This window comes from Frondihabitans sp. Leaf304, assembly GCF_001423105.1.
Taxonomy (GTDB): Bacteria; Actinomycetota; Actinomycetes; order Actinomycetales; family Microbacteriaceae; genus Frondihabitans.
On the sequence record NZ_LMNV01000002.1, the window covers coordinates 1,448,538 to 1,470,130 of the forward strand.

Consider the following 21,593-nt stretch of genomic DNA (forward strand, 5'->3'; position numbering starts at 1 on the left):
GGCCGCACGAGGGATCAGCCGATATCGTGGAGCCATGCCCGAGACCCTGACGATCCTCGACGACTACCAGGGGGTTGCTCTCGAGTCGGCCGACTGGAGCGCGGTCCGCGAGCACTTCGACATCGACGTGGTGACGGAGCATCTCGATAATGACGAGCTCATCGAGCGCCTGCGATCCAGCACGGTCGTGGTGGCAATGCGCGAGCGCACCGCCCTCTCGCGAGAGACACTCGAGCAACTGCCGCAGCTACGCCTTCTGGTGACCACGGGAATGGCGAACGCCGCGATCGACGTCGAAGCGGCGAAGGCACAGGGCATCGTCGTCTCGGGCACCGGGGGATCCGGGCGCGAGGTCGCCGAACTCACCATCGGCATGATGATCGCCCTGGCCCGCAACATCGTCGCCGAAGACACCGCGCTGCACGCCGACGGATGGCAGCACACCATCGGCACGCGACTCGAGGGCAAGACGCTTGGGCTCCTCGGCTTCGGCAAACAGGCCCGATGGGTGGCCGAACTCGCCACCGCCTTCCGCATGACGATCATCGCCTGGAGCCCGACCCTCACCGACGAGCGCGCCTCCGAGGGCGGTGCATCCAAGGTGACCTTCGAGAAGTTGTTCACCGACTCCGACTTCCTCTCGGTGCACGTTCCCCTTACCGAAGAGACCCGAGGCCTCGTCTCGGCCGACCAGCTCGCCGAGATGAAAGAGACCGCGTTCCTGATCAACACGTCGCGCGGGCCGATCGTCGACGCCGAGGCCCTCATGATGGCGCTCATGGTCGACACGCTGCAGGGCGCCGCGCTCGACGTGTTCGATGTCGAGCCGCTCCCCCTCAAAGACCCGCTCCGCAAGCTGTCGAACGTCTTGCTCCTGCCTCACCTCGGCTATGTCACTCGCGAGGTGTATGAGGTGTTCTACTCGGAGGCCGTCGACGACGTGCTGGCGTTCATGGCGGGTTCGCCGATCAGGACTCTGTCGTAGCGAAGGCTCCCTCATGCAGACCTACGTTTTCGATCCGGCCGCCCAGCCGTCCGTTCGGATTTCAGGATCCGACGAGCTCCTGCCAGTCCGTCACATCCTCTGCGTCGGTCGCAACTATGCCGACCACGCCCGTGAGATGGGGAGCGACCCGACACGCGAACCTCCCTTCTTCTTCGCCAAGCCCGGGCATGCCGCGGTTGCCGCCGACGGAGTGGTCCCCTACCCGACGCAGACTGACCGACTCGAATTCGAGGTGGAGCTGGTGGTCGCGCTCAAACGTGGCGGAAGCAATATCCGATCGGTCGATGCGCTCGACCACGTCTTCGGGTACGCCGTCGGAGTGGATCTCACGCGCCGCGATCTGCAGCAGCAGGCGAAAGACTCCCGCCGGCCGTGGGACGTCGCTAAGGGCTTTGATGCATCGGCGCCGATGTCGGAGATCGTCCCGGCGAGCCGTGTCGACGTCGCGGTACCGGGTGGCGGACGAATCTGGCTCGCGGTGAACGGGCACACCGCTCAGGAGGGCGATCTGGCCGACATGATCTGGCCGGTCGCCGACGTGATCGCGGCGGCCTCGCGGGCGTGGGAGTTGGCACCGGGCGACCTGATCTTCACCGGGACGCCGGCCGGGGTCGGGCCGCTCGTTCCGGGCGACGTCGTGACGGGCGGCGTGGACGGCGTCGCGGAGTTCGCCTTCACGGTGGGCCCGAGGCCGGGGGCGCGGTTGGGGCCACGGCCGAGGGCGCAGTTCTCAGGAGGCTGAGCGCGGAGGTGCGGGCGCGGCCCGTGCCCGCGGTGGATGCGCGACTGGGTTCCTGATGCGTGCGCGGGGGTGAGCGCGGACGCGCGGAGACCTGCGTGGCGGCCCCGTGGGATCCTGCGTTCGCGGATCAGGAAACGAGGCGCACGGGCGCGACTCCGCCCTACAAAAACGGCTCGAGCGCGCCTGAACACCTGAGAAGTGCGCGCCTCACACCCGCGGCGACAGCACGCAGAACTCGTTGCCCTCCGGGTCTTCGAGCACGACCCACGTCACGTCGTCGCCCTGCCCGACGTCGGCCAGCCGGGCGCCCCGGGCCACGAGCGCTGCGATCTCCGCCTCCTGAGAGTCGTCGATACCCGGCGCGAGGTCGATGTGCAGGCGATTCTTGATGGTCTTGCCATCAGGAACAGGCACGAACGTCATCTCCGGCCAGCGCTCGATCGGCGGAGTGTCGCGCGTGTGCTCAGCAACGAAGGGCGGCGCGATTCCCGCCTCGTCTTCTTCGTCGTAGACGACCGGCCAGCCGAGCGTCTCGCCCCACCACGCCGCCTGCGCTCTCGGGTCGCGGCAATCCACGACGACGCTTTCCCACCGCACTGTCATGCGGCTTGTCTACTCGCGTTCGCCCGCGCCCGCTACCCGTGCCGCTGCCCCGGTGCAGGGGTGACCTCGTCGCTTTAGCCGTGCCGAATTGTCGTGGTGACGTCGACGAGCGTTGGAGTGGCCGGCGACGAGGCGAACCCGAACCGCACGGCCGGGGTGAGGGGCGCGAGCGTGCCCAAATCGTCGCCCTCGAACGACCCCGAGAGCGCCGTGATGTGGCGAGCCAGGGTGACCCCGTAGAACTCACGCCTTCCACTTCCGGCAGTGCCTGCTGTCGCCGATCCGGGCACGAGGATCCGGGCCACCGGGTCGATCAACCGAAGCCACCCGGGCCGTGTCGCGATCTGCCTCGGCACGGCGCGAAGCAGCATACCGAGGCCTGAGATCTGCCCCACGCCGAGCGTCAGCGCCAGCTCTCCCTCGGCGTCGACGCGCAGACCACCGTCGATCTTCGCCCAGGTGACCGTCTGCACGCGGACCTCGTCGAACGTGTAAGTCGCGCTCACGTAGTCCGCGACTTCCTGAGAAGGGGCCAGCAGGATCCTGCGCCCCGCCTTGGTCTCGATCATCACGTCGACGAAGCGCCCCAGTGGCGAGCTCTGCCACATGCCGACGACGATGCGCGTGCCGGAGGTCGTCCCCACGCCGGCGATGCGTCCGACGAAGTGGTCGTCGGGGCGGGTGCGAGTCATGGGCGGAGCCTACGCGCGGGTGCCGTGATCGCGATTCAGGATTCCAGGCTCGCACCCCCGGGAGATCCGCGCGCTGGCGCCCGTCGCGCGACTCATTTCCTGACGAGCGCGCCCCCGCTACCTCTGTCTGCACTGGTCCGCATGTGGCTTTTTCTGCGATCATCTTGCTTTGTCTGCGAAACGGGCCTATGGTCTGTCGAAAGCACAGACAGAACCAGGCGACGAGGAGGTCACCCCATGTATGCAGTCGAACGCCACGACTCGATCGCCGAGCTCCTCCGCGTCGAGGGCCGCGTCGTCGCCTCTGATCTGGCCGAGCGCTTCGCCGTCACGACCGAGACGATCCGCCGCGATCTCGACAGCCTCGAACAGGCCGGAGCACTCCAGCGGGTGCACGGTGGAGCCGTCGCCGCGGGTCACACCAGCGTCACCGAGCTGAGCCTGGCCGAGCGTGAAGACCAGCAGACGCCCGCCAAATCGACGATCGCGCGTCTCGCCGCACACCTCGTGCCCCCGACCTTCGTCGGTTCCATCGCCCTCGACGCCGGCACGACCACCGCTGCCGTCGCCGCAGAGCTCACCGGCTGGACACCCGCTACCCCGGGCGTTCTTCTCACCGTCATCACGAATGCCGTGCCGATCGCCGCACTGCTCCAGCACAGCGAGCACATCGACCTTCGTCTGCTTGGCGGTCGCGTCCGCGGCCTCACGAGCGCCGCCGTCGGCAGCGCCACGGTCGAACAGCTGACCGCCCTCCGACCCGACATCGCGTTCGTCGGCGCCAACGGCATCAGCGCTGGATTCGGCCTCTCCACCCCCGACGAGCTGGAGGGGGCCGTCAAGACGGCATACATCCGGGCCGCGCGCCGCGCCGTCGCCGTCGTCGACTCGACCAAGCACGGCGTCGAGGCACTCAGCCGCTTCGCCCGGCTCGATGAGCTCGACACCGTCATCACCGACCTGGAGCCCGCGGCCGACCTGGCCGGAGCCCTTCGCGATGCCGACGTGGAGGTGCTCGTCGCATGATCCTCACTCTCACACCCAATCCCTCGCTCGACCGCACGATCGAGCTGTCTGCGCCTCTTTCGCACGGTGCGGTGCAGCGGTCGCTCCGCACCACCGACGAGCCCGGAGGCAAGGGAGTCAACGTCTCGCGCGGCCTGGCTGCTTCGGGTGCCGACACCGTCGCGATCCTGCCCGGAGCCCTCGACGACCCCATGCTGGTCGCGCTCCGAGCCCGGGGCGTTCCGACGGTGAACCTGCCGATCGACGGCCACGTTCGCCAGAACATCACGATCACCGACCCCGATGGCACGACCACCAAGATCAACGAGCCCGGCCCCGACCTCTCGACCCAGGCCGTCGCCCTGGTCGACCTGGTCGTCGAGCACGCCGCATCCACCGATTGGTTGGTTATCGCCGGTTCACTCCCTCCCGGATTGCCCGACGACTTCCTCGCGGGGGTCGTCCATTCGGTGCGACTCGCATTCGGTGCCGACGCACCTCGCATCGCTGTCGACTCATCAGGAACCCCGTTCCGGGCCCTCATCGAGTCCGGCGTCGGGGTCGACCTCGTCAAACCGAACGCCGAAGAGCTCGCCGAGATCGTCGGAGGCGACCCGGCCGTCTACGAGACCGACCGCGATGCGGCCGTCGCGGGTGCCCGGATCCTTCTCTCCCGCGGAGTCGGCGCTGTTCTGCTCACCCTCGGAAGCGCGGGCGCCGTGCTCGTCGACGGCACCGGCGCCTGGTTCGCCGCAGCCCCGACCATCGTGGCTCTGTCGACCGTCGGAGCGGGCGACTCGTCTCTCGCGGGCTACCTGCTCGCCGAGACGGCGGGGGCCTCCCCCGCGGGCCGACTCGCCCAGGCCGTCGCCTCCGGCGCCGCCGCGGCCTCCCTGCCGGGAAGCCTCGTGCCGACTCTCGCGCAGACCTTCCCCGACGTGATCGACGTCGTGTCTCTCTCGCAGGCGTCCGCAACTCGCGCCTGATCCTCCTCCCCAAGCCGTTTCATCTCACCTCAGCGCACCACAGCAGCAGCCGCAGCAAAGGAGCTCCAGCCCATGTCCACCCTCATCAACACGAAGCTCGTCGGTCTCGACGAGAATCTCGGCGAGACCTCGTCCGACGTGATCCGCGCACTGGCGGCGCGTGTCGCCGCCGACGGTCGCGCCGGATCGGCCGAGTCACTCGCCGACGACGCAATCAAGCGCGAGGCCTCGGTCGGCACCGGTGTGCCCGGCGGTATCGCCATTCCGCACGCCCGCTCGTCGTCGGTCTCTGAGCCGACACTCGCGATGTCGCGCCTGGCTCGCAAGGTGCCGTTCGGCGCTCCGGACGGCGACGCCGACATCGTCTTCATGATCGCGGTGCCCGAAGGCGCCGACGCCGACCACATGACCGTGCTCTCGACGCTCGCCCGAGCACTCATCCGCGACGACTTCACGGCTGCCCTGCGCGCTGCGGCCACGCCCGCCGACGTGGTCGCCCTCGTCGATGCCGAGGTCGGCGGCGAGGTCGACGCCGCTCGCGGAGTCACCGGCACTACCGCTCCCGCCGCCGGCTCGGCCGGTCAGAATTCAGGATCCGACTCGGGTCACCGCGTGAAATTGGTCGGCGTCACCGCCTGCCCCACCGGAATCGCCCACACGTACATGGCCGCCGACGCACTCGTCGCGGCAGCAAAGCGACTCGGGGCCGACCTCCAGATCGAGACGCAGGGTTCCGGACGGGTGACCCCGTTGGATCCTGCGGTCATCGAGGCCGCTGACGCCGTCATCTTCGCCGTGGACGTGGACGTCCGCGACCGCGGCCGCTTCGCCGGCAAGCCGCTCGTGCAGGGCCCCGTCAAGCGCGGAGTCGACGAGCCGACCGCCATGGTCGAGGAGGCCATCGCGGCCTCGACCGACCCGCGTGCCGCTCGTGTGACAGGAAGTGTCGCCTCGGGCCCCGCCATGGCGCAGGGCCGTCGCGGCTTCGGCTCGTCGCTCAAGACGTGGCTGCTCACCGGCGTCTCTTACATGATCCCGTTCGTCGCCGGCGGAGGTCTGCTGATCGCCCTCGGCTTCTTGCTCTCGGGCTTCGGCATCGCGCTCACCGCCGACGGCCACACCGTGAACAACGCGGTCTACGCACTGCAGAACTACTCGCTTGCGAATCTGCCGCCTGAGGGCCTCTGGTATTACCTCGGTGCCGCCGCATTCCAGATCGGTGGAGCCTCGATGGGCTTCCTGGTCGCCGCGCTGGCCGGCTACATCGCCTACGCGATCGCCGACCGCCCGGGCATCGCGCCCGGTTTCGTCGCCGGTGCGATCGCCGTGTTCATGAACGCCGGGTTCCTCGGTGGGCTCGTCGGAGGTCTGCTCGCCGGTGCTGCCGCTTACTACATCGGCAAGCTCGACGTGCCCCGCTTCGTCCGCGGCCTGATGCCCGTCGTGATCATCCCGCTCTTCGCGTCCATCTTCGCCTCCGGCCTGATGCTTCTGTTCTTGGGCGGCCCGATCGCCTCCCTGATGAAGGCTCTGACCGACTTCCTCAATGGCCTCTCCGGCTCCGGCGCGATCCTGCTCGGCGTCATCCTCGGCCTCATGATGTGCTTCGACCTCGGTGGCCCCGTCAACAAGGTCGCGTATGCCTTCGCCGTCGCCGGCCTCTCGGCCGGCTCGGTCGACAACCCCGCCCCGTGGATGATCATGGCCGCAGTGATGGGTGCCGGAATGGTGCCCCCGCTCGCGATGGCGCTCGCCTCGACCGTGCTCTACCGCAAGGGCTTCTCGCAGGTCGAGCGCACCAACGGCGGCGCGGCATGGCTGCTCGGTGCCTCCTTCATCTCGGAGGGTGCAATCCCGTTCGCTGCGGCCGACCCGCTGCGCGTCATCCCCGCCAGCATGGTCGGTGGTGCCGTGACCGGTGCCATCTCGATGGCGGCCGGGGTCACTTCTCAGGCACCGCACGGTGGCATCTTCGTGTTCTTCGCGATCGGCAACCTGCTCATGTGGATCGTCGCGATCCTCTCCGGCACCGTCGTGACCGCGGTCGTGCTCGTCGCGCTCAAGCGCTTCGTGCGCCGCCGCCCCGTGGGTGCGGACGAGAAAGAGGCTGCCTCCGCCGCTGCGGTCGTGGACCAGCGCGAACCCGTGGCCGTGTAGCTGGGCTGCTTGCTGCTTGCTGCTCCTGGGCGCCATCCCGCTTCGTGCGGGGTGGCGCCCTTGTGCGTGCGGTGGGGTGTCTCGCGCGCGCAACTCAGGCATCTAGGCGCGATGTGGCGCTCCAACCCCGCACGCGCGGCCCACCCGCGCCCACACTCCTGAAACGCGCGCCGTCAGCGCCGCGCGCCCAACCCTCACGAGCGAGCGCTCCGCGCGGCCCTCCTCTGCGCGCAACTCAGGCAACAAGGCGCGACGCAGCGCTCCAGCCCCGCACGCGCGGCCTACTCGCGCCCACACTCCTGAAACGCGCGTCGTCAGCGCCGCGCTCCCAACCCTCGCGAGCGAGCGCTCCGCGCGGTCCTCCTCTGCGCACAACTCAGGCAACCAGGCGCGACGCGGCGCTTCAGCCCCGCACGCGCGTCCCGCCCGCGCTCACACTCCTGAAACGCGCGCCGTCAGCGCCGCGCGCCTAACCCGCGCACCACACCCACCGCCGCCTCCACCGACGCGGCCACCTCGGTCAGCGCCGCGGCCGTCACCTCGCCGCCCCACGTAAATCGCACCGACGTCTGCGCCACGTCCGCCGGCACGCCCAGCGCCGTCAGCACGTGTGACGGCTCGTCACTTCCAGCCGCGCACGCAGAGCCGCTCGACGACACGACGCCTCGGCGCTCCAGTTCGAGCAGCACCGATTCGCCACTCGTGCCCGGGAACACGAACGAGGCGTTCGCCGGCAGGCGCCAAGCACCTGCCGGGCCGGTGAGCCGAGCGTCGGGAACGCGCGCCAGGACGTCGGTGATGAAGGCGTCGCGGGCAGTGCGCGCCGAGTCCGCTCGCGCGAGACGCTCGGATTCGGCAAGCTGAGCGGCCACGGCCAGCGCCACGGATCCTGCGACGTTCTCTGTTCCTGAACGGTGACCGCGCTCCTGCCCGCCGCCGTGTAGAACCGGTTCGATCGGCAAACGGCCGGCCACGAAGAGGGCGCCGACCCCCTTGGGGGCGCCGAGCTTGTGGCCCGAGATCGTCAGAGCCTGAACACCGAGGTGGTCGACTCTCGTGTCGAGCCATCCTGCGGACTGAACGGCATCGGTGTGGAACGGAATGCCCGCAGCCCTGGTGATGGCGCTCAGTGCCGGTATGTCTTGGACGGTGCCGATCTCGTTGTTGGCGTGGGCGATCGAGACGAGCGTCGTATCAGTTCTCAGGACGGATCTGAGGGCGTCGGGCGTGACAATTCCGGTCGGAGTCAGCGGCACGAACGAGACCTCGAAATCGAGGAATCGGGCGAGAAACGACACCGACTCGAGCACCCCTTCGTGCTCGATCTCAGTGGTCACCAGGTGGCGGCCGCGCGGGTTGCCGAGGGCTATGCCCTTGATGGCCAGGTTGTCGGCCTCCGTTCCCCCCGCCGTGAAGACGACCTCGCCCGGGCGGCATCCAAGCCAGGATGCGACTGCGGCTCGTGCACCCTCAAGCGCACGCGCGGCCGACTCGCCGACGGTGTGCCGACTAGACGGATTGCCGAAATCACCCGTGAGATACGGCCACATCGCCTCCAGCGCCTCGCGACGAACAGGCGACGTGGCTGCGGCGTCGAGATAGAGCACGGTCAGCGACCAATCACAGGGCGGGGAATCCGGCGGGTGCTCGGCCCGACGAACCCGCGCGCGAGTCAATCGAGATGTCGAGACCGAGGTCGAGCGCTCGGACGCTGTGGGTGAGAGCGCCCACCGAGATGAGGTCGACCCCGGAACGGGCGATGGCGGCGACCGTCTTGAGATTGACGCCTCCGCTCGCCTCCACGAGAGCTCGTCCGGCGACGGCGGCAACCCCGGCGATGAGGTCGGCGGGCGAGAAGTTGTCGAGCATGATCGTGTCGACTCCGGCGGCCAGAACGTCGTCGATCTGGTCGAGGCGATCGACTTCGACCTCCACGTGAGTCGTATGCGAGAGCTTCGCCTTCATGGTCAGAAGAGCCTCGGTCACCGTCAATCCGGAGGCCACGAGCACGGCCAGGTGATTGTCTTTCACGAGCACCGCGTCCGAGAGCGAAAAGCGGTGGTTTCGTCCGCCACCCGCCACGACCGCGTCGCGTTCGAGCGCGCGGAGCCCCGGAGTCGTCTTGCGCGTGTCGACGATCTGGGCTGATGTGCCCGCGGTGAGAGCCACGTACTCCGAAGTCAGCGTCGCGATGCCCGACAGCCGCTGCAGCAGGTTGAGCGCGACGCGTTCGGCTCTCAGGATGGATCGTGCCGATCCACGCACGACAGCCACCGTGTCTCCGGCCTCGAATCGATCGCCGTCGGCAGCACGGGTCTCGACCTCGATCAACGGATCGACCTGCCGCGCGGTCTCTCTCAGCACTCGGACCCCGCTCAGCACCCCGGCCTCACGGGCCACGACGGAGGCGGTCGCGGTGGCATCGACGGGGATGAGCGCCTCGCTCGTCACGTCGCCCCAGGGGGCGTCCTCCCGAAGGGCCAGTCGGACGACCTGCTCGATCGCGTCATCGGTGAGCATGCTGCGGTACCTCTCGTGCCCACGACAGCGGGTGGGCGAACTCGGTGGATGGATACGGAAAGTCGATCCTGAAATGTGCTCCGCGCGACTCCTCGCGAGCAAGCGCCCCGGCGACGACCAGACGAGCGACATCGAGCAGGTTGGCGGTCTCGAGGTCGAAGCGGTCGGTGCGGTCCGTGCGGTCGGTGCGGTCCGTGCGGTCCGTGCGATCGGTGCGGTCCGTGCGGTCGACGCGGTCTCCGCCGCCGAGGCGGTCCTGTGGCACCTCGACGGCCGCCTCGGCCAGCCACTCCTCGGCCGCGCGGAGCCCCTGCTCCGACCGGGTCAATCCGACGTGCTCCCACATCACCCGCTGCAGATCAGAACGCAGGATCCCACGGCTCGCCCCGGTCGCCCCGTCTCGCGCGACGGGCTCGGGGCGAGCGCCTTCGAGAGTGCTCGCGTCGCCGAGATCGTCGCCACCCATCGCCTCGATCGCCCGCCACCCGAATACGGCGGCTTCGAGCAGTGAGTTCGAGGCCAGACGGTTCGCTCCGTGGACGCCGGTCGACGCGACTTCGCCAACCGCGTAGAGACCCGGAAGGGACGTGCGACCGTCGATATCGGTGGTCACTCCGCCCATGAAGTAGTGGGCCGCGGGTGTGACCGGGATCGGCTCGACAGACCAGTCGAGCCCGGCCGCCCGCGTGGCGGCGCTGATCGTCGGGAACCGGCGCTCCAGAGTGGCTCGGCCGAGGGCGGTGGCGTCGAGGTGCACGGGCAACCCCGCCTGCGCCGCCATCTGTGCGGCTATCCCGCGCGCGACGATGTCGCGTGGTGCGAGTTCGGCGCGAGGGTCGACCCCGGCCATGAATCGGCGTCCGCCTGCGTCCAGCAGAACGGCCCCCTCCCCGCGGACCGCTTCAGAAATCAGGAAGCTTCCGGGCACCGCCAGCGCCGTGGGGTGGAATTGGTAGAACTCGAGGTCGTCGACGCGGGCACCGGCACGCCAGGCCGCGGCGAGGCCGTCGCCGGTGGCTCCGGCCGGATTGGTAGTGAATTCGTAGAGCTGCCCGGCACCTCCGGTCGCGAGCACCACGGCGTCGCCTCGGATCCTGAGCTCTGAACCGGCGACCAGCAGGTCGACGCCGACGACGCGCGTGCCAGCAGCACTGCGAGCGCCGCCCGGTTGCACCGGCGCAACCACCAGGTCGAGCACGAACGCATTCTCGATGACGCGGACGGTGGTGTGGCCGAGGCGCTCGATGAGGGCAAGAACGATTGCCTTACCGGTCGCGTCTCCGCCGGCGTGCAGCACCCGCGGCCGACTGTGGGCTGCTTCGAGCCCGCGAGACCAGTCCGCCCCGTCTCGATCGAAGTCGACTCCCCAGCGGACGAGGTCGTCGATGCGAACCGCCCCGTCGGCGCAGAGCACTTCGACCGCCCGGCGAATCGAGAGCCCCGCGCCCGCTGCGAGGGTGTCGGTCACGTGCAGGGCGACCGAGTCGTCGTCGAAGACAGCGGCGGCTATGCCCCCCTGCGCCCAGCGCGAGTTGCTCTCGTCGAGAGCCCCCTTTGTGACGAGCGTGACGCTGTGCCCGAGCGATTCGGCGCGGAGGGCCGCGGTGAGACCGGCGAGACCGGATCCGACGACCACGACCTCGCGTTGTTCCTGATTCGTGAGCGTCATGTCAGACCGAGACCGTGTGGTTCGGCTTGGCCTGGAGCATCCGCTCGAGAGCGACCCGGGCGGGTTCGGCGACGTCGGTCGGCACCGTGATGCGGTTGAGCACCTCGGCGGGGCGGTCGGCCGTGCCGATGAGCGCCTCGAGAGCCCACGCGATATAGCCGGGGTGGATGCGGTACATCGTCGAGCACGGGCAGACGACCGAGTCGAGGCAGAAGATCGTGTGCTGCGGATACTCCTGCGCGAGTCTTTGCACGAGGTTGATTTCGGTGCCGATGGCGAACGTCGATCCGGCGGGCGCCGCGGCGATCGCCTTGACGATGAAGTCGGTCGATCCGTAGGAGTCGGCCGCGTCGACGACGGGCATCGGGCATTCGGGGTGGACGATTACCTGAACACCGGGGTGCTCCGCGCGTGCCGCATCGATCTGCGCGACGGTGAAGCGCTTGTGCACCGAGCAGAACCCGTTCCAGAGAATCACCTTGGCGTCGTCGAGCTGCTCGGGCGTCGATCCGCCGAGGGGGCGACGGGGGTTCCACATCGGCATCGCCTCGAGCGGTACGCCCATCGCCTTCGCGGTGTTGCGCCCGAGGTGCTGGTCGGGGAAGAAGAGCACGCGCTGACCTCGCGCGAAGGCCCATTCGAGCACTGTCTCGGCATTTGACGAGGTGCAGACGATGCCGCCGTGGCGACCGCAGAACCCTTTGAGATCGGCGGCGGAGTTCATGTAGGTGACGGGGATCACCGGCACCTTGCCCTCGTAGTCGAGTGCGGTGAGGTCGCCGTACACGCCTTCGAGCTGCTCCCACGCCGCCTCGACGCTGTCGATATCGGCCATGTCGGCCATCGAACAGCCGGCCGCGAGGTTGGGCAGGATCACGGCCTGCGACGGCGTCGACAGGAGGTCGGCCGTCTCGGCCATGAAGTGCACCCCGCAGAACACGATAGCCTCGGCCTCGGGCGACGCCTTCGCCTTGACCGCGAGCTGGAACGAGTCGCCCACGTAGTCGGCGTATTGCACGACTTCGTCGCGCTGGTAGAAGTGTCCGAGCATCAGGACGCGGTCGCCGAGGATCGCTTTCGCGGCAAGGATCCGACGGTGCAGTTCGTCAGCCGATGCCTCGCGGTATTCCGCGGGGATCTCCCCCTGCAGGGGCGACCGAGCAGGAATCGGGTCGAACATCGACGAGCCCGGACCGTACGAGGGCACGCCCGTGTCGAAGGCCCAGGGCGCCTCGCGCAGATCGGTGGCGCACACTTCGCCCGGGCTCTCGCCGTTCGTGATGCGACGGATGGTGGTGTCGACGCTGGTCATGCGGTTCGGCTTTCTCGAGTGCTCAGGGGGTTGTCGCCGCTCGGAGCGGACGCGTGGTTGTAACGGTAGAGACGCGGCGGCCGGTGTTTCGTGCCGGTCAAGAACTCGCCCGTCGGAACGACCGCATCGCTCGCCTCGATCATTCGGCGGAAGTTGGCGGGGTCGAGTTCGCGCCCGAGCACGGCCTCGTGCACCTCGCGCAGCTGGGCGAGCGTGAACGTGTCGCCGATGAATGCCCCCGCGATGCGGCTGTACTCCATCTTCGTGCGGAGCCGCCAGAGGGCGTAGTCGACGATGGTGCCGTGATCGAAGGCCAGGGACGGCAGGTCGTCGGCGTCGAACCAGCAGACGTTCGGGTCGCCCTGGACGAGTGGCACGGGGTCGGCCGTGCCGGATCCTGAGCTCTGATCATCGGCCTGTCGGGCCACGAGCGCCCAATAGACGATCGACACGACGCGCTCGGCGAGCGAACGGCCTCGTGCCCCGAACGCGTAGAGCTGCTCCAGATAGGTCGGCGAGAGTGCGGTGGTGTCGAGCAGATGCCGTCGGGCGGCGTCGGAGAGGTCTTCGTCGGCACCGAGCGGCCCTCCCGGCAGCGCCCACAAGCCTCGGTACGGCTCACGAATGCGGCGGACAAGAGGAATGTGCAGCGCCATGCGCCCGGTCGACTCGGAGGGCAGGAGCGAGAAGATCACCGTCGAGACGGCGAGCGCGGGCGACGCGACTGCGACGTCGTGCGGTGCTGGTTCGCTCATCAGGATGCCTCGCCGGTCGGTGTGCAGGGTTAAGGTCGAGTTGACTCTAACCCTTAAGGTCAGTTTGACCTAGTGCCGACCTAGGATCCGGCCCGCGCCGCTCGGCACCCCCTCGCTCTCCATCCCGCTACCCTCGGCTCATGTCGACGCTGCTCACCGCCACCCGCAGGCTCCTCGTTCTGCGAAAGCGCACAACGACCGACGCCGTCACGCTCCGGCACGCAATTGAATCGCGCGGCGATGCTGCCGAGCCCACACCGCTGGTGAAACGCGTGGCGCAGGTCACCGAGCGCACTGTCGCCGGGCGGCGGGTCATCCGGCTGACTCCCCGGCGCTCACCCAGCGGCACCCACCTGATCTACACGCACGGCGGCTGCTACGTGTTCCCGATCGGTGCGGCCCAGTGGGGCATCCTGGCGCGGCTCGTCGCGCGGAGCGGCGTCAGCATCGACGTTCCCCTCTACGGTCTGGCGCCTGAGCACACCGTGTCGGACGCCCTGCCGTTTCTCGAGGAAGTCTTCGATCAGGCGACGACGGAGTTCGGCGCGGCCGTCCACCTCGGGGGCGATTCGGCGGGCGGCGGGCTCGCTCTAGCGCAGGCGCAGCAGTACCGAGACCGAGGCGGTCTCCAGCCCGCGAGCATCGTGCTGATCTCCCCCTGGGTCGAGGCCACGATGACGAATCCCGGAGTCGATGCCCTAGCGCCCCTCGACCACATGCTGGCTCCGCGCGGGCTCGCCGAGGCCGGCCGGATGTGGGCTGGCGAGCTGGCGCCGACCGATCCACTCGTCAGCCCGCTTCTCGGCGACCTGGCCTCGCTACCGCCCATTCACATTCAGCAGGGTGATCACGACGTTCTGTTCGCCGACGCGGAGGAACTGGCGCGGAGAATCGCTCGCGCGGGCGGGCACGTCGACCTGCACGTCGTCCACGGCGGATTCCACGACTTTCCGGGTGCCCCCTGGGTTCCTGAGGCGCGAACGGCTCTCGACGAGATGGCCTCGGTCCTCCGCGAGCCTCATTAAGATCGCAGAATGCGCCGTCTCGCCGTGCTCGGGTCACCCATCGAGCATTCCCTCTCCCCCCTTCTGCAGTCGACCGCGTTCGCGCGCCTCGGCCTCGACATGGACTACGGTCGCGCCGAGGTCGCCTCGGGCGAGCTCGAGGCGTTCGTGGGCGGGCTCGACGACAGCTGGCTTGGCCTCAGCCTCACCATGCCCCTGAAGCGTGAGGTCATCCCCCTTTTGGACGACGCTTCCCCGCTGGTTCAGGGCCTTGGCGTGGCGAACACTGTCGTCCTGAAACACGATCAGGGCCGCGCGACTCTCGCTGGATTCAACACGGACGTCGACGGCATCACACGCGCTATCGGCCAAGCCACGTCGGTACGGCACGAGTCGTGCACGATCCTCGGCGGAGGCGCCACCGCCCTTTCGGCACTCGCCGCCGCAGCCGAACTCGGGGCCAGTCGCATCACCCTCCTCCTTCGCGACACGTCGAAGGCCGGCGACGCACGCGACCTCGCCGAGAGACTCGACCTCGATCTAACCGTCGAGCCACTCACCGCCGACGACGCCGTCCGCACCCTCGACTTCGTCATCAGCACGCTCCCCGGTGGCGTCGACATGCCCCGGATCGCGCCGGCCTCCGCCGAATCCGTTCTGCTCGACGTGGCCTACGACCCGTGGCCGAGCCAACTCGCCACCTCCTGGCAGGCTGCCGGAGCGCTCGCGGTCAGCGGCCTCGACATGCTCGTCGAACAGGCGATCGGCCAGGTACGCCTCTTCTCAGGGCTCCGGCAAGACTCCCCCCTCCCTAGCGAAGACGACATCAGGGCGGCCATGCGCGTCTCCGTCGGACTCCCCGCGGAGGCCTCCGCATGAGCGACCATATTCGCCCCGCCCACATCGGCACCGTCGTGCTCGGACCGGGAATGCCGGCGGTGATCGTGCCCCTTCTCGGCTCGACCCGCGAGGCCTTGATCGATGAGATCGCCGCACTCGACTACGACGACCTCGATCTCGTCGAACTCCGCATCGACCACTTCAACGCCGTCGACGACCTCGACGAGGTACAACGAGCGATCGAGACCGTGCGCGACGAGCTCCGGCACGGTGTGCCCATCCTCTTCACCTTCCGCTCGAAGCCGGAGGGCGGACACCGCGACATCGACGCGGGCTCGTACGAGGCCCTCCTGTCTCTCGCGTCCGGGCTGGTGGAAGCCGTCGACGTCGAGATGTTCACCGAACTCGGCTCGCTCGAGCGCATCGTGAACGGCGCCCACGCGGCCGGCGCCTCGGTCGTTATGTCGTCGCACGAGTTCGAGCGCACCCCGACGATCGAGCAGATCCTCGCCCGGCTGTCACTCCAGCAGGATCTCGGCGCCGACGTCGTGAAGATCGCGGTAATGCCCAAGACGCCGAGCGACGTGCTGACGCTGATGCAGGCGACCACCGAGTTCGCGACGACGAAGGCCGTCCGACCCGCGATCACCATGGCGATGGGGCCACTCGGCGTCGTGAGCCGTCTTGCCGGCGAGGTGTTCGGATCCTCGGCGACGTTCGGCTCGGTGAGCGCCGCGAGCGCGCCGGGGCAGCTCTCCGCGCGCGACGTGCGGCGGGCGCTCGTGGCGGTGCACGCGGCTCAGGGGTAGGCGGGGCGGGTGCGGCGGCCACTGGCGGGCGCTGGCGGGCGCTGGTCTCCGCAGGGCTTGTGACCCGCGAGCGCCGTTCAGGAGATCTGGCCCGTCTCCCCGTCGGATCCTTGTGTTCTGGCGCGCGCGGCGCCTCATCTCCTGATTCGCGACCCGTTCCCTTGCGCCGGCCATCTTTGCGTGCAACTATCTACGCATGCTCGAAGATACGCAGGTTGCCCCCGTCGACCCGGTCGACACCGATGAGACCTACGTCGAACTCGCCGTCGAAGTCTTCTCCATGCTCGCCGACGCGACTCGCGTACGACTCGTTCTGGCCCTGGGCGGAGGCGAGCAGTCGGTGAACAGCCTCGCTGAACGCGTCTCCAAATCACCGACCGCGGTTTCGCAGCATCTCGCCAAGCTCCGGATGGCCCGGATGGTGTCCACCCGTCAGGACGGCAACAGGGTCTTCTACCGCCTCGCGAACGACCACGCCTCGAAACTCGTGCAAGATGCCATCCACCAGGCGGAGCACTCCGTCGGAGGCACGATCCGCCACCACCACGAGAGCATCTGATGGCTCACGACCACGGTCACACTTCAGGATCCGGCCCCTCGTCGCGCATCCGCCTGGCCATCGCGCTGGCAATCACGCTCACCATCCTCGTCGCCGAGGTCGTGGGAGCCATCGTCACCGACAGCCTCGCGTTGCTCGTCGACGCCGGCCACATGCTGACCGATGCCGCCGGGCTCACCGCAGCACTTGTCGCCGCCTCCCTGATGGCACGGCCCGCGACCGCGAGCCTCACCTGGGGCTACCGTCGGGCCGAGGTTCTCGCCGCTCTCGGGCAGGCAGCCGTCTTGCTCGCGGTCGGTATCTACGCGCTTGTCGAGGGAGTCCAGCGTCTCTTCGAGCCGCCGTCGGTGCCCTCGTCCTCGCTCCTCGTCTTCGGAATCATCGGCCTCGTCGGAAACGCTGCGTCGCTGGCCGTCCTAAGCTCTGAGCGTGGCACCAACCTCAACTTCCGCGCGGCCTTCCTGGAAGTCCTGAACGATGCGCTCGGTTCCGTTGCGGTCATCGTCGCCGCGCTCGTGATCACCTTTACCGGCTGGGCGCGAGCCGACGTCGTCGCCGGCATGCTCATCGCTGTCTTGATTGTTCCGCGCACCATCTCGCTGCTGCGCGAAACCACCAGCGTTCTCCTGGAGTCGACGCCACGGGGCCTCGACCTCGACGCCGTGCGCGTTCACATGCTCGAGCTGCCGCACGTGAAGGGCGTCCACGACCTGCACGCCTCCCAGATCGCGACCGGACTGCCGGTCCTGAGCGCCCACGTGGTGGTCGAGCAGGGTTGCTTCGAAGACGGCCATGCGCCGCGCATTCTCGACGACCTCCAGACCTGCGTGCTCGACCACTTCAGCGTTCCGATCGAGCACTCCACGTTCCAGCTCGAACCGGTGGCGCACCAGCAGCACGAGCACCCCGGGCACGACTAGGGGTCGCGTGCGGGTCGTGCGGTCGGGTCGTCTCCGGTTTGGAGGGCGCAATTCAGGCATCTGACCCCACGCGTCAATGACTTTCGCGACTCTTCGCAGCGGGCGCGCTCCTAGTCCTGATCCCTGCGCGCGGCCCGCGCTCCTCCGCCGCGATTCCGCACCCGCCCACTCACCCGGAGCCCCTGGCAGGCTCGCCGAGCTCGCACCGGTTCGTCCGTCAGGAACCCGAGCCCCACCAAACGCAGGATCCCACTCCCCGCGTCCCACCCCAGCCTCAACTCCTGAGACGTGCGCGTCCCTCCACCCGGACGTCCTCGTCTCCACCGGGCGCACCCCGGCCTAACTTCTCCACAGATCGCCGTCGGCGACTCCGCGCCCACTGACACAGCCCCACGCTGGTGGCATGAATTCAATCCAAGAACTCGTCACAGTAGCCGGCGGCGCCCTTCACCGCCGAGATCTCCTCCGTCACGGCATCCGCCCCCGCGAACTCACCCGCGCTGTCCGCGACGGCATCGTGCGGCGCCCGAGGCGCGGCTGGTATTCCACCTTCGAACCGGACGACCCCCGTTTCATCGCGATGAGCGTGGGCGGCCGCCTCACCGGCGCCGCGGCCGTCAAGCTGCTCGGTGGCTGGATGTGGGCAGCCGATCCCCCACCCGTGGTCTCCGTCGCTCGAAATGCGGCGAGGCTTCATCGGCGACGAGGAGTGCGCGTCGTTCACGACCGCCCTTCGGTCGTCGCACGCGGCCCTGCCTGGGCCGTCGACCCGCGAGACGCCCTCGTGCGAGCCGTCGTCGAGGCCGAGTTCGAAGGGGCGGTCGCCCTGTGGGATTGGGCACGCCGTTCACCCCACTTCACACCTGCCGAGCTCCACGAGGTCGCACGCGCCCTGCCGTCCGATGCCCGCGGCATCGTCACCTGGTCGGATGCGGAGTCGCAGAGCTTCCTCGAGAGCGTCGGCCGGGTTCGTTTCGTCGCCGACGGGCACGACGTGCAGACTCAGGTCGGTGTGGAGGGCGGCCGTTCGATCGACCTCGTCGTCGACGGGGTCCTGGGTGTCGAGATTGACGGCTACGCCTTTCACGCCGACTCGTTCGAAGCGGATCGCTCGAAAGACCTCGCCATCACGTGTGAGGGCCGCGTTCCAATGCGGCTGAGCTCTGCACTCATTCGTCGAGCCTGGCACCGCGTCACGGTAGCCGCGCGCGAGGCCATTGCCCGGCACATTCCGAGTCTGCCGCTTCCTCGGCGACAGGCATCTCGGGCTCCGTCACCTCGCCTCGCACCACGCCGCCGCCGATGGAGATGCCGACGCTTGGGCATAGACGATCTCAGGAGCGATCACTTTGCTCCACCGCAACGTGGCCTCACATCGAGCGAACGCGAGGCAGTCGCCCTGCTCGATCGGAGACCCGCCTCAGACCTCGCGAGTGCCGGGCCTCACTCGTGAGCGATGAGAGGGCGCAGGGTCTTCTGAGCGATGCGGAGACCCTCGGTGATCTTGGCGTCCGAGCCACCCCACAGCGGGTCTTCGTGCTCGACCGAGAGGGTTCCGTCGAAGCCTGCCTCGTAGAGTCGGTCGACCACGTGGGGCCAGTCGACGGTTCCGCGACCGGGCACCCGGAAGCGCCACCAGCCCATCTCCCAGGGGTTGTCGCCCTTATCGACCTTGCCGAAGAAGCCGTACTGGTTGCGTTTCTCCGGAAACAGCTCCAGGTCTTTCGCCTGCGCGTGAACGATGTGCTCGGCGAACGGGAGGATCGTTTCCAGGGGGTCGATCCCGATCCAGGTGAGGTGCGAAGGATCCCAGTTGAGGCCGAAGCCGAGCCCCGTCACCCAGTCCCAGAGCTCCGGGCTATAGGCGATGTTGCCCGGGTAACCGTCAGGGTGCCAGCCTTCCATCACGCAGTTCTCGATGATGAGCTTGACCCCGCGCTCTCCGGCGTAGTCGACGAGTTCGGGCAGCACCCGAGAGCCCTCGACCATGTTCTCTTTGACGCTCTTCGAGTTGTCGCGGCCGATGAACGTGCCGACGTAGGGCACGCCCAGTTTGGCAGCGGCGTCGACGGAATGCTTCAAGTGCGTGCGCACGGCCTCGCGAGTGTCGAGATCCTGGTGCAGATTGTTCTCATAGTACGCAAGGGCACTGATCTCGAGACCGGTGCGATCAAGGATCTCGCGGGTCTGAGCCGCATCGTCGTCGGTGAAAGTCGCGACCGGCAGATGAGACGCCTCGAATTCGCGACCTCCGACCTTGGGCCAGACTGCGACCTCGAGTCGCTCGTATCCGGTGTCTCGAGCAAACGTGGCGATCTTGTCGAGAGACCAGTCCGGCAGGCAGGCGGTCAGCATTCCGAGTTTCACGCATTCTCCAATTCAGGTGTGCCGACCGGGGTCGGCTGGGTGTGGCTGCCACGATCGGCGGGTGCCGCTGACGGGGTGGCAGGGTGCAATGACGGTGGCAGGGTGCAATGACAGCTGCAGGCTGCCTGCGCCGAGGGTTCAGCCTTCGGTGAGCACCGGGGATGCCTCGGCGATCGACGTCCACGACGACGACTCGGCACTGTCGAGGACGGCGTCGATAATGCGTGCGGCGCGCAGACCATCCGTGAATGTCGGAAGCCCGTCGGGAGCCTCGCCCCGAACAGCGGCGTACGTGTCGGCCAGGAACGCCGAGAACGCGTCGGGGTAGCCCTGCGGGTGACCCGATGGCACTCGATTGAGACGAGCCTGATCAGGATCCGGCACACCCTCTGCACGGTGCAGGAGCATGGTGCCCGATTCCGTCCCCAACCACACCGTCTCGGGGTTCTCCTGATCGAAGACCGCGGAGGCCTTCGATCCGTCGACCTCGACCCAGAGCCGGTTCTTCCGGCCGGCAGAGACCTGCGAGATGACAGTGTTGGCGACTCCTCCGGAGGCTGTCTTGAAAGTCACGATGGCCGCGTCTTCGGTCGTCACCGGCATGACCTCGGAGGACGACGACCGCTCGGCGCCGAAGGAGGGGCCGCTCGGAACAGGTCGCTCGGCATAGACGACCGTCGTGGTCGCCGACACCGCCACGAACCGCTCGCCCGAGATGAACTCGGCGAGATCGCACCAGTGCGATCCGATGTCGGCAAATGCACGAGATCGACCACCGACCGCGGCGTCCACCCGCCACGACGACGATTCAGGATCGAGCAGCCAGTCTTGGAGATAGGAGCCGTGAACGAGATGCACATCGCCCAGCTCACCTGCGAGTCGTCGCGCACGAAGCTCTCGCACCATGGGGTGATAGCGGTAGGCAAACGGAACGGTGGCGACAACCCCCGCGGCAGTAGCGGCTTCGGCGAGCACCGCGGCCTCCTCGGCAGTCATCGCCAACGGCTTCTCGCAGACGACATTGACGCCGGCGTCGATGGCTTGGAGGGCGTAGTCGAAGTGCGAGCCGTTAGGAGTGCAGATCTGCACGACGTCGGGTGAGTCGGCGAGAAGCTCGTCAAAGGTGGCGTAACCGCTGGCAACGCCCCATTCTGCGGCGAACTCGGCCGAGCGAGCCGCACTCGACCCGAGGACCCCGATCACTTCGGCACCGGCATCTCGGGCGGCACGGCGGTGGACCGCGCCGATCATGCCCGTGCCGACGATGGCGACGCGCAGAGAGGAGGGAGCCATGGAAATCCTTCATTCGTTGAACGGTCTCGAGTCGATCTAACCGGGACTTCTGCCGACTGTCAATCAAAAGTCCTCACTATCGCGCCGTAAGTCGGATCACCGGCGTCTAAAAAAGAAGCGCCCACCGCCACGAGGGCGATGGGCGCACAGCACAGCGGGTCTTAGAAGACGAGGAGGCCGTCGGTTTTGGTGGTCGCGGCGGTGTAGCGGGTCTGGACGTTCTCCCACGAGACGATGTTCCAGAACGCTTTGACGTAGTCGGCGCGGACGTTCTGGTAGTCGAGGTAGTAGGCGTGCTCCCACACGTCGAGCATCAGCAGCGGCACGAGGCCGAAGGGCACGTTGCCCTGCTGG

The 21,593-nt window shown here is 68.3% G+C and carries 21 protein-coding genes; 11 read left to right on the forward strand and 10 right to left on the reverse strand.

What is annotated here, in order from left to right; translation table 11 throughout:
- The first annotated feature begins 34 nt into the window (after window positions 1-34).
- Window positions 35-985 (forward strand): D-2-hydroxyacid dehydrogenase family protein, encoded by a 951-nt coding sequence (locus tag ASF54_RS06425; protein WP_055960011.1) that lies wholly within the window; start codon window positions 35-37, stop codon window positions 983-985.
- Window positions 986-998: 13 nt separating this feature from the next.
- Window positions 999-1,748 carry a fumarylacetoacetate hydrolase family protein gene (locus ASF54_RS06430; RefSeq protein WP_055960014.1) on the forward strand — a complete coding sequence of 250 codons (750 nt, stop codon included), beginning with the start codon at window positions 999-1,001 and terminating at the stop codon, window positions 1,746-1,748.
- A gap of 207 nt (window positions 1,749-1,955) precedes the next feature.
- Here the strand turns inward: ASF54_RS06430 and ASF54_RS06435 are convergent, their stop codons facing one another.
- Window positions 1,956-2,351, reverse strand: a complete 396-nt coding sequence (locus ASF54_RS06435; protein WP_055960016.1) for a VOC family protein — start codon at window positions 2,349-2,351, stop codon at window positions 1,956-1,958.
- Window positions 2,352-2,425: 74 nt separating this feature from the next.
- A complete protein-coding gene (locus ASF54_RS06440; protein ID WP_055960018.1) occupies window positions 2,426-3,043 on the reverse strand; it encodes a hypothetical protein in 618 nt (205 codons plus the stop codon).
- 237 nt (window positions 3,044-3,280) lie between these two features.
- Here ASF54_RS06440 and ASF54_RS06445 point away from each other — a divergent pair, with 237 nt between their 5' ends.
- From ASF54_RS06445 to ASF54_RS06455, 3 genes are all read left to right on the forward strand, one after another.
- Window positions 3,281-4,069 (forward strand): DeoR/GlpR family DNA-binding transcription regulator, encoded by a 789-nt coding sequence (locus ASF54_RS06445; protein WP_055960021.1) that lies wholly within the window; start codon window positions 3,281-3,283, stop codon window positions 4,067-4,069.
- Window positions 4,066-5,034: a 1-phosphofructokinase family hexose kinase gene (locus ASF54_RS06450; RefSeq protein WP_055960023.1), complete on the forward strand. Its 969-nt coding sequence runs from the start codon at window positions 4,066-4,068 to the stop codon at window positions 5,032-5,034. Before ASF54_RS06445 ends, ASF54_RS06450 begins: the two co-directional genes overlap by 4 nt.
- A gap of 72 nt (window positions 5,035-5,106) precedes the next feature.
- Window positions 5,107-7,191 carry a PTS fructose transporter subunit IIABC gene (locus ASF54_RS06455; protein ID WP_055960026.1) on the forward strand — a complete coding sequence of 695 codons (2,085 nt, stop codon included), beginning with the start codon at window positions 5,107-5,109 and terminating at the stop codon, window positions 7,189-7,191.
- A gap of 455 nt (window positions 7,192-7,646) precedes the next feature.
- Here the strand turns inward: ASF54_RS06455 and ASF54_RS06460 are convergent, their stop codons facing one another.
- From ASF54_RS06460 to ASF54_RS06480, 5 genes are read right to left on the reverse strand one after another with little or no spacing between them, the layout of a single operon-like run.
- Window positions 7,647-8,798 carry a cysteine desulfurase family protein gene (locus ASF54_RS06460; RefSeq protein WP_055960029.1) on the reverse strand — a complete coding sequence of 384 codons (1,152 nt, stop codon included), beginning with the start codon at window positions 8,796-8,798 and terminating at the stop codon, window positions 7,647-7,649.
- A gap of 13 nt (window positions 8,799-8,811) precedes the next feature.
- The gene (nadC, locus tag ASF54_RS06465; protein WP_055960032.1) at window positions 8,812-9,711 is read right to left on the reverse strand and encodes a carboxylating nicotinate-nucleotide diphosphorylase; all 900 of its coding nucleotides are present in this window, start codon (window positions 9,709-9,711) and stop codon (window positions 8,812-8,814) included.
- Window positions 9,698-11,380, reverse strand: a complete 1,683-nt coding sequence (gene nadB / locus ASF54_RS06470; protein WP_055960035.1) for an L-aspartate oxidase — start codon at window positions 11,378-11,380, stop codon at window positions 9,698-9,700. The genes nadC and nadB overlap by 14 nt, the downstream gene beginning before the upstream one ends.
- A 1-nt stretch (window position 11,381) precedes the next feature.
- Entirely contained in the window at window positions 11,382-12,692 is a 1,311-nt protein-coding gene (gene nadA / locus ASF54_RS06475; RefSeq protein WP_055960038.1) for a quinolinate synthase NadA, read from the reverse strand.
- Window positions 12,689-13,447, reverse strand: a complete 759-nt coding sequence (locus ASF54_RS06480; protein WP_055960041.1) for an NUDIX hydrolase — start codon at window positions 13,445-13,447, stop codon at window positions 12,689-12,691. Before ASF54_RS06480 ends, nadA begins: the two co-directional genes overlap by 4 nt.
- 140 nt (window positions 13,448-13,587) lie before the next feature.
- Here ASF54_RS06480 and ASF54_RS06485 point away from each other — a divergent pair, with 140 nt between their 5' ends.
- The 6 genes from ASF54_RS06485 (at window position 13,588) to ASF54_RS06515 (ending at window position 19,032) form a co-directional block, all read left to right on the forward strand.
- A complete protein-coding gene (locus ASF54_RS06485; protein ID WP_055960044.1) occupies window positions 13,588-14,472 on the forward strand; it encodes an alpha/beta hydrolase fold domain-containing protein in 885 nt (294 codons plus the stop codon).
- 9 nt (window positions 14,473-14,481) lie between these two features.
- Window positions 14,482-15,330 carry a shikimate dehydrogenase gene (locus tag ASF54_RS06490; protein WP_055960046.1) on the forward strand — a complete coding sequence of 283 codons (849 nt, stop codon included), beginning with the start codon at window positions 14,482-14,484 and terminating at the stop codon, window positions 15,328-15,330.
- Window positions 15,327-16,100 carry a type I 3-dehydroquinate dehydratase gene (aroD, locus tag ASF54_RS06495; protein WP_055960050.1) on the forward strand — a complete coding sequence of 258 codons (774 nt, stop codon included), beginning with the start codon at window positions 15,327-15,329 and terminating at the stop codon, window positions 16,098-16,100. Before ASF54_RS06490 ends, aroD begins: the two co-directional genes overlap by 4 nt.
- Before the next feature lie 196 nt (window positions 16,101-16,296).
- Complete coding sequence (locus ASF54_RS06500; protein ID WP_055960053.1) at window positions 16,297-16,659, forward strand: ArsR/SmtB family transcription factor; 363 nt, start codon at window positions 16,297-16,299, stop codon at window positions 16,657-16,659.
- Window positions 16,659-17,579: a cation diffusion facilitator family transporter gene (locus ASF54_RS06505; protein ID WP_055960056.1), complete on the forward strand. Its 921-nt coding sequence runs from the start codon at window positions 16,659-16,661 to the stop codon at window positions 17,577-17,579. Before ASF54_RS06500 ends, ASF54_RS06505 begins: the two co-directional genes overlap by 1 nt.
- Before the next feature lie 403 nt (window positions 17,580-17,982).
- A complete protein-coding gene (locus tag ASF54_RS06515; RefSeq protein WP_157510046.1) occupies window positions 17,983-19,032 on the forward strand; it encodes a type IV toxin-antitoxin system AbiEi family antitoxin domain-containing protein in 1,050 nt (349 codons plus the stop codon).
- Here ASF54_RS06515 and ASF54_RS06520 read toward each other — a convergent pair.
- From ASF54_RS06520 to ASF54_RS06530, 3 genes are all read right to left on the reverse strand, one after another.
- Window positions 19,023-19,946, reverse strand: coding sequence for a sugar phosphate isomerase/epimerase family protein (locus ASF54_RS06520; RefSeq protein WP_055960064.1), 924 nt, complete (start codon window positions 19,944-19,946; stop codon window positions 19,023-19,025). The genes ASF54_RS06515 and ASF54_RS06520 overlap by 10 nt on opposite strands.
- 138 nt (window positions 19,947-20,084) lie before the next feature.
- Complete coding sequence (locus tag ASF54_RS06525) at window positions 20,085-21,239, reverse strand: Gfo/Idh/MocA family protein (protein ID WP_055960067.1); 1,155 nt, start codon at window positions 21,237-21,239, stop codon at window positions 20,085-20,087.
- 161 nt (window positions 21,240-21,400) lie between these two features.
- Window positions 21,401-21,593: Fe-Mn family superoxide dismutase (locus tag ASF54_RS06530; protein WP_200919569.1), on the reverse strand; the 193-nt coding region annotated here is incomplete at its 5' end.

Bases quoted from the DNA above. Each gene is read 5' to 3' on its own strand.
- ASF54_RS06425 (WP_055960011.1), top strand. From the start codon at position 35: ATGCCCGAGACCCTGACGATCCTCGACGACTACCAGGGGGTTGCTCTC.
- ASF54_RS06430 (WP_055960014.1), top strand. From the start codon at position 999: ATGCAGACCTACGTTTTCGATCCGGCCGCCCAGCCGTCCGTTCGGATT.
- ASF54_RS06435 (WP_055960016.1), bottom strand. From the start codon at position 2,351: ATGACAGTGCGGTGGGAAAGCGTCGTCGTGGATTGCCGCGACCCGAGA.
- ASF54_RS06440 (WP_055960018.1), bottom strand. From the start codon at position 3,043: ATGACTCGCACCCGCCCCGACGACCACTTCGTCGGACGCATCGCCGGC.
- ASF54_RS06445 (WP_055960021.1), top strand. From the start codon at position 3,281: ATGTATGCAGTCGAACGCCACGACTCGATCGCCGAGCTCCTCCGCGTC.
- ASF54_RS06450 (WP_055960023.1), top strand. From the start codon at position 4,066: ATGATCCTCACTCTCACACCCAATCCCTCGCTCGACCGCACGATCGAG.
- ASF54_RS06455 (WP_055960026.1), top strand. From the start codon at position 5,107: ATGTCCACCCTCATCAACACGAAGCTCGTCGGTCTCGACGAGAATCTC.
- nadC (WP_055960032.1), bottom strand. From the start codon at position 9,711: ATGCTCACCGATGACGCGATCGAGCAGGTCGTCCGACTGGCCCTTCGG.
- nadB (WP_055960035.1), bottom strand. From the start codon at position 11,380: ATGACGCTCACGAATCAGGAACAACGCGAGGTCGTGGTCGTCGGATCC.
- nadA (WP_055960038.1), bottom strand. From the start codon at position 12,692: ATGACCAGCGTCGACACCACCATCCGTCGCATCACGAACGGCGAGAGC.
- ASF54_RS06480 (WP_055960041.1), bottom strand. From the start codon at position 13,447: ATGAGCGAACCAGCACCGCACGACGTCGCAGTCGCGTCGCCCGCGCTC.
- ASF54_RS06485 (WP_055960044.1), top strand. From the start codon at position 13,588: ATGTCGACGCTGCTCACCGCCACCCGCAGGCTCCTCGTTCTGCGAAAG.
- ASF54_RS06490 (WP_055960046.1), top strand. From the start codon at position 14,482: ATGCGCCGTCTCGCCGTGCTCGGGTCACCCATCGAGCATTCCCTCTCC.
- aroD (WP_055960050.1), top strand. From the start codon at position 15,327: ATGAGCGACCATATTCGCCCCGCCCACATCGGCACCGTCGTGCTCGGA.
- ASF54_RS06500 (WP_055960053.1), top strand. From the start codon at position 16,297: ATGCTCGAAGATACGCAGGTTGCCCCCGTCGACCCGGTCGACACCGAT.
- ASF54_RS06505 (WP_055960056.1), top strand. From the start codon at position 16,659: ATGGCTCACGACCACGGTCACACTTCAGGATCCGGCCCCTCGTCGCGC.
- ASF54_RS06515 (WP_157510046.1), top strand. From the start codon at position 17,983: ATGAATTCAATCCAAGAACTCGTCACAGTAGCCGGCGGCGCCCTTCAC.
- ASF54_RS06525 (WP_055960067.1), bottom strand. From the start codon at position 21,239: ATGGCTCCCTCCTCTCTGCGCGTCGCCATCGTCGGCACGGGCATGATC.